The following is a 7,219-nucleotide window of genomic DNA, read 5'->3' as shown; positions in this document are numbered from 1 at the left end:
ACCTGATGTAAGACAGTATGAACACAATCTATGGTAGAAACCATCAATCCCTGATCTTCCTTTAATCTGTTATAAAAACTTCTAACATCAGATCTTTTAATATCAGATAGTTTAATACGACCAAAAGTCGGTTCTACAAATTGTTTATACATATAGATGTAATTTTTAAAGGTATTATCTTTTAATCCTCTTTTTACCTTTGTCCATAGCTTAAAAGTATCATTTACAGATAAGCTACTTCCTTCGTTGTTGATTCCATCTATAGTATTGCGTAAAATATCTAATTCCTTTTCTCTTAATTCTTTTAGAGTTTTCGCATAGATAGATTTTCTACGACCTATTTTGTCTTGCCACTTAAATTCATAAGTGCCATTTGACCTTTGATATTCACCGTCTTTTAAAACAACCCCTTTACTATCTTTGCGTCTTTTTACCATAAAAATTCTCCTTTTGATAAAAGAACACGCTATAATTATTATACCGCATTATGCGTGTTTTTTATACAATTCCATATCTAGATGGAAAATTGTCTATTCAAATATTCTTCCATTAATTTTTTCTTAATAAGACGCTTACTACCATTAAATAATACAAAATTGCAATCATCTTCATCCGTTAATTGTCTAACTTTATCTTGACCAATATTAAAATATTCAGATGCTTCTTTTAACGTTAAAAATGCTTTTTCAGAAACACGAACTCCTTTTATATTTTCATTAATCATAAATCCTCCAAATAGTGTATTAAAAATATTAATTTTAAAATTTTAAAGTTTTTTGACATTGACAAGTGCCTTGGATTAGCAACATAGGAATCTCACCTCCGCCTCTGTTCAGGATGAGCCGGCTTCAACCTTAGAAGTATCATTATCCTCATTTTCTTCGTAGCGAATAGGGTATCCCTCCCTATATTCAAACTCTTACTTATCGCTCCCTTTCTTCTTCCCTTGCTTTTTGCTTAGCAGTACTTGTTTTGCCGAATTATTCAGCAGAAAGATCCTGGCGGATAGATTATTACGCTCAAAAAATGATTAATGTCTTGTCTTGGTCTATTTAATTGTTATGGTTCAAATATTGTTTAAATTTCTTTTAAAATAGAAAGAGGACAAAACTCCCCTCACTTTATAAAGGAAAATTTGCCCTCTTTGGTAACCAGAAATTATATTTCTTCTATAAATTTCTTTAGTTTTTCTAAAATCTTATCTCGTCTTTTTATTAAAGCAGGATGTGATATATTTTGAGTCTTTGCTACTGCACGAAGTGTTTCATCATTGAAATATAATCTTTCAATTATTTCCCGTTCATCCTCATTTAACTTTGACATAGCGTTTCTTAGTGCTTCAATCATCATTTGTGTAGCTACTACCTTTTCTACATCAACATTTTTATCTTCTAGATTATCTTCAAAATTCCCATCGTGATTTAGAGACGAAAAAAAGAGCAAGTGGTTTTTCTTGTCCACCTGCTCTAAATATTTTTCATGTTCTCTTTCTTGCCAGTAGACTTTGTATATCTGCTTGCTTACTTTGATTTTTTGTCCACCGACATAAAGATAATATTCTTTTGTCATAAATGTTTCCTCCATTCTTTTTTTGTCTTTTTGTTTTTAGACAAAAAAGGAGGACTCCTGCTCTTGGGCATGGTTAGTCCTCTAAAATGAAAGAAACCCTTTCTAGTGTTGATAATATTTAATTTTTCATCAGAGTTATCTTGATGATAACCATAGTAAATTATAGAAAAAGGAATATTTACTTAGATCCATTATTGTTATTTTCATAAGTAAGTCCTTCCTTTTTTTCTGAATTGATAAAGATCTTATTCTCACTAGATAATTTTCACATAGTGATAATAAATCCGAAACTAAGTTTTTATCTTTTAAAGTATAGTATAACTTAAATAAATTTATAAATCTGCTAACTTTTGTGCATATTTTTATAAACGATTACTGTTTTGCATCATTTGTAAATGTGATGGGTATAGTTATAAAAATATTTATAATAAAGAAATAAAATATACCGAGCTTTGCAAAAAGTATCAGAAATTATAAACTACGATTTTAATTATTTTTTAGAATAAAGAAATAATTTTCAAAATCATATTTATAAAAGAATAGAAAAAGAAAAAGTAGAGTTAATAGTATTAACAGGAAAGTCTAAGCTATTTGTTTCCTAGTAACAAAATTTATGATGAATATAATGATGTAGCCAACTAAGACATCACTCATGCTTATTTGTTAGGTAAAAGATAAAACAAGAAATATGATTAGAAGATTTTTTCAGTATAAATTGATATAATAAAATTATCAGTTGTCCAATGGTCATCACTTGATTTTATTACAAATACACTAACCGCTTTTAAGATAACAGGTCAAACTTATCTTCAATTACCAATAATAAAAAGTATGATAATAAATTCCTTTATACATTATGTGATTGTATATGAAAGTAGAATGAAAATTATTAATGGAGGGAATTATGAGTAAAATAGATAAATCAATATCAATAACTTGCAAATCTATTGATGATAATATTAATTTATTTAACAAAGACAGAGGACTCTTAAGCCAAAATATTCTAAGCCAACTAAGAAATCTAGTTGAAGATATATCCATAAAAGTTTTTTCAGATGGAAGAGATTTAGACCCTAAAGACTATAATGGTGTTAGAGTAAAAGCAATTAATTTTATAAAATCAAATAATAAATATAAATTTCTATCTGATTTTTATAAATTACTTAAGATTTCCGTTTCTCACTATACAAATGATAAAGAAGCATCCGAAAGATTAATGCTTAAATATTATGAATATATTTTAAAAGCAAAATTGTTTTTAAAAAATAATTATAATATTGATGTTATAAATAACCTTAGTCAATTTCCATTAAATACTGATTCTTCTCTATTAGAATATCATACTAAAATATCAAGAAAAATTAATAATAAAGGATATTTAAATAATAAAGTACATTATAACGGTAGATACTATATACAAAAAATAAAACCATTTTTTATTGATAGTGAAATTTATTATGAAGTTACTTTTGTAACTGCATACTCAAATACTAGTAAATATAGTAGAATTATTGCATTTACTAATTTAGATATTCCAGATAACTATTCTGTTAAATTATCTTTATATAAAGATAGTATTAATATGCTTGGTACCGAAATGCCGATTTATATTATAGACAATTATGAGATATCTATAAGACCTTGCGAATTAAATAATTTTGCTAAAATATTCAATTTAGATTTAAAAATAAAAACCAAGTCGTCAGAATATTTCAATCTAATGCAATTTCTAACTAATACTAACTTCTCATTAAATGAGTTTATAGGTATGGATGAAGCACAATATAGATTTTATTCAAATAAAATTTTTAATTCTAAAAAAACACTCCTTTCTTCATTATTTGATAAGTGTAGAGATATAGTTATAAATAAAAATCCTGGTACTAATATTCTATTATATCTACTTAATAGAATGAATAATGAAACAATTAAAAGACAACTTTCTAATTTTTCATGTGAGAAATTATCTGACTTGTTTTTAAGCTACAAATCTATACCGTTTGATGAAATGCCATATTGTTCTTCTTTGATTTTTCATAATCCTAGACTTAAAGACCTTTATGATTCAATACCTGTAGATTCCCATGAACATGAACTACTTGCACGAGTATTAAAAAACAATTCAGAAATTCATGGTAAATTATTTACACCTATCGAAGAACTTTGTGGCTTTGAAAATATAGAATTTTTAATTGAAAATTATAACAAATCTTTATATTACAAACATAAATCTAGAAATATACAAAGGTATAAAAATTATTTATATATTTCTGGTTATTTGGATGATACTGTTAAAATAATTAATCGAATTAAGGACTTATCTAAAAAAGGTGTTGTTCAATATCAGGAATCTGTAGAATCTTGGCTAAAAACTGAAAATTATAATATTGATGATGGATATAAAAAAGAAGCTTTGAAACATATGTTTTCACAATCTCGTGTTTCAATAATTTATGGAGCAGCAGGAACAGGAAAAACTACCTTTATAAAACATATTTCTAATTTTTGGTCAAACAGAAACAAAATATTTATAGCTAATACTCATCCCGCCGTTGAAAATATGAGAAGGAAAATTGCAACTAAGAATTGTGAATTTATGACTATAAGTAAATATCTCCATTCCAAAGATAGTATTAACTGTGATATATTATTTATAGATGAATGCAGTACAGTTAGTAATTTAAATATGGCTAAAATATTAGAAAAGATAAATTTTAAATTACTTGTTTTAGTAGGAGATGTTTATCAAATTGAATCAATAAATTTTGGAAACTGGTTCAGTTTAATAAACAAATTTGTTCCTAATAAAATATTATTCAATTTAACTAATTCTTATAGAACTACAAACGATAAATTAAAAAAAGTTTGGGATAATGTTCGTGAAATTAATCCTGAAATTCTTGAATCTATGATTGATAATGAAAATGTTGAAATGTTAAATGACTCAATATTTAAAAAACAATATATAGATGAAATAATTTTATGCTTAAATTATGATGGACTTTATGGAATTAACAACATAAATAAACTATTACAAAATCAAAACCCTAATAAACCTTTTATTTGGGAAATGAACTCTTATAAAGTTAATGATCCGGTACTTTTCAACGAGAATAATAGATTTTCCCCTTTAATTCATAATAACGCTAAGGGTATAATAAAAGATATTTTTTATGATAATAATGGAATAACTTTTGATATAGAATTAGAATATTCAATAAATGAATTAGATGCTTGGGAATATAATCTCCAACTTAAAGGAATTTCAGAAACAGGAAATTCTATTATTTCTTTTGATGTTGAAAAAGCAAATAACACTGATGATGATGACGATGCAATGTCCAGTATTCCATTTCAAGTTTCTTATGCTATATCTATTCATAAGGCTCAAGGATTAGAGTATGATTCTGTGAAAATAATAATAACTAAAGATTCCGAAGAACGAATAACTCACAATATTTTCTATACCGCAATTACTAGAGCAAAGAAGAAATTAAAAATATATAGGAGTCCAGAAACAGAACAATATATATTAAATAACTTGGAACATAAAAATATAAATAGAGATGCTAATTTGCTATCAACTATATCAGGAATAAAAATTTTAAATAATAATTAATACTCGCTTAACGTTTATAACTTTAATAGCAAGCACAGTAAGTGTACGGACACTTACGAAAAAATTAATGGAGCAGCCCTTTACGGAATGCTCCATTTTTTTAATTTTTACCTTGTTAGGGAGAACCCTAAGACCCCGAAATATATTTTATAAAGGAGAATAAAATGGAAAATAGATTTAGAAATGAAAGAATAGAAATAAAACTAACTAAAGAAGAAAAAGAAGTTTTTGAAAAGAAAATGAAACTTGCTAATTGCAAAACAATGTCCCACTTTCTTAGGAAATGTGTATTAGAAAAAGAGATTTATGTTGTAGATTTAGAACCATTTAGAAATCTACAATGGCTACTTTCAAATGCAACAAATAATATAAACCAGATTGCAAAAGCAACTAATACAACTGGTGTTATTTACAAAAATGAAATCGAGTCAATGAATAAACAGATAGAAAAATTATCAAAAGAAATATGGCAGATCCATTCCCTACTTCTTAATAAATCAAAAGAAAGTTCTGGTGATTAGTATGGCAATTACAAAAATACATCCTATAAAATCAACTCTAAATTTGGCAATAGACTATATAACTAAGAGTGAAAAAACTGATGAAAAAATCTTGGTATCTTCCTTTAATTGTCATCCATCTACTGCCCATATTCAATTTATAAAAACACGAGAAGATAATGATACTAAAGGTACAGTTTTGGCTAGACATTTAATCCAATCTTTTCTACCAGGAGAGGTTGATCCTATAAAAGCTCACGAAATTGGAATGGAATTATGTAAGAAAATTTTAAAAGAAGATTATGAATTTGTTCTTGCAACTCATATAGATAGAGGGCATATCCATAACCATATTATTTTTAATAATGTTAATTACAAGACTGGTAAATGCTACCAATCTAACAAAAAAACTTACCATAAAATCAGGTATCAAAGTGACGAATTATGTAAAGAAAATAAGCTCTCAGTCATTGATGAATATTATGAAGCTTACAAAAGAAAATATAAAACTGCTGGTAAATCCTGGTATGAATATGACCAAAACAAGAAAGGCAATTCTTGGAAATCTAAATTGCAATTTGATATAGATAGAATGATTAATAAGTCTAAATCTTGGGAAGAGTTTTTAGAAAATATGAAGTCTATTGATTATGAAATTAAGTTTGGTAAACACATTGCTTTTCGTCATAAAGATAAGCAAAGATTTACAAGATCGAAGACTATCGGAGAAGATTATACTGAGGAAAAAATCAAAGAGAGAATAGATTTAGCAATTAAAAATAAATCTAATCTTACTAAAAAGCGTGTAGGAAATGTTATTGATATATCTACTAATAAAAAAGCTCAATCCTCTAAAGGTTACGAAGTCTGGGCAAGAAAACACAATATCAAAACAATGGCAGATTCAATAATTAAACTAAGAGAACAAGGAATTAATTCAATTACACAACTCGATGATCTTATCAAAAAAACTGCTGATGACAGACAAAATCTGCTAGATAAAATAAAGAAAATTGAAGCTGAAATGAAAAGTTTATCCCAAGATATGGAAAATATAAATACTATAAATAAGTATCGTGAAATCTATAAATACCATAAGAAAAACCCTGAAGATAAACAATTTACAGAAGAATATTATAGCGAACTTTCCGTCTATAAAACAGCCGCTAAAGAGATCTTAGAAAACCATAAAAAAATGCCAAACACAAAAGAAATATTAACCAAACTCGATAAATTGCAAGAAAACCTGCTAACAAAAGTCAAGCTTAACCTGAAATTAATTTCAGGTTATTTTTTATTATTTGAATAATTAAATTAGTGCATGGCAAACAAGCCGAGGGTAATCAATCGGCTTGTTTTTTAGTGTTTTCAAAGTCTTATGCTGCTTTTAATTCTTTTTTCTCGGCTTTTGATTCCATAACTCTTGCATAGTAGATTCTTAAGAATTTATTTAATCCTGCAAATTTGCAAACTTTTTTGGCTTTTCCTTCTTTTTCTTTTTTTACCATATACTTATATATTTCATTCTCGG

At 26.6% G+C, this 7,219-nt stretch carries 6 protein-coding genes; 3 read left to right on the top strand and 3 right to left on the bottom strand.

Annotation, left to right across the window (positions count from 1 at the left end):
- From F594_RS0109035 to F594_RS0109025, 3 genes are all read right to left on the bottom strand, one after another.
- Window positions 1-437, bottom strand: a 437-nt coding sequence (locus F594_RS0109035; protein WP_019035351.1) for an integrase DNA-binding domain-containing protein, incomplete at its 3' end; no start/stop codon positions are given.
- 77 nt (window positions 438-514) lie between these two features.
- Window positions 515-724, bottom strand: coding sequence for an excisionase (locus F594_RS0109030; protein WP_004838488.1), 210 nt, complete (start codon window positions 722-724; stop codon window positions 515-517).
- Between the two features lie 434 nt (window positions 725-1,158).
- Entirely contained in the window at window positions 1,159-1,569 is a 411-nt protein-coding gene (locus F594_RS0109025; RefSeq protein ID WP_019035350.1) for a sigma factor-like helix-turn-helix DNA-binding protein, read from the bottom strand.
- A 904-nt stretch (window positions 1,570-2,473) separates the two neighbouring features.
- Here F594_RS0109025 and F594_RS0109020 point away from each other — a divergent pair.
- The 3 genes from F594_RS0109020 (at window position 2,474) to F594_RS0109010 (ending at window position 6,997) form a co-directional block, all read left to right on the top strand.
- Entirely contained in the window at window positions 2,474-5,188 is a 2,715-nt protein-coding gene (locus tag F594_RS0109020) for an ATP-dependent DNA helicase (protein WP_019035349.1), read from the top strand.
- 164 nt (window positions 5,189-5,352) lie between these two features.
- Window positions 5,353-5,709 carry a plasmid mobilization protein gene (locus tag F594_RS0109015; protein ID WP_019035348.1) on the top strand — a complete coding sequence of 119 codons (357 nt, stop codon included), beginning with the start codon at window positions 5,353-5,355 and terminating at the stop codon, window positions 5,707-5,709.
- Between the two features lies 1 nt (window position 5,710).
- On the top strand, window positions 5,711-6,997 hold the full coding sequence (locus F594_RS0109010; protein WP_019035347.1) for a relaxase/mobilization nuclease domain-containing protein: 1,287 nt from the start codon (window positions 5,711-5,713) through the stop codon (window positions 6,995-6,997).
- Window positions 6,998-7,219 lie beyond the last annotated feature (222 nt).

The organism is Peptoniphilus lacrimalis DSM 7455 (genome assembly GCF_000378725.1).
Classification (GTDB): Bacteria; Bacillota; Clostridia; order Tissierellales; family Peptoniphilaceae; genus Peptoniphilus_A; species Peptoniphilus_A lacrimalis.
This window is presented reverse-complemented; position numbering and strand designations above follow the sequence as displayed.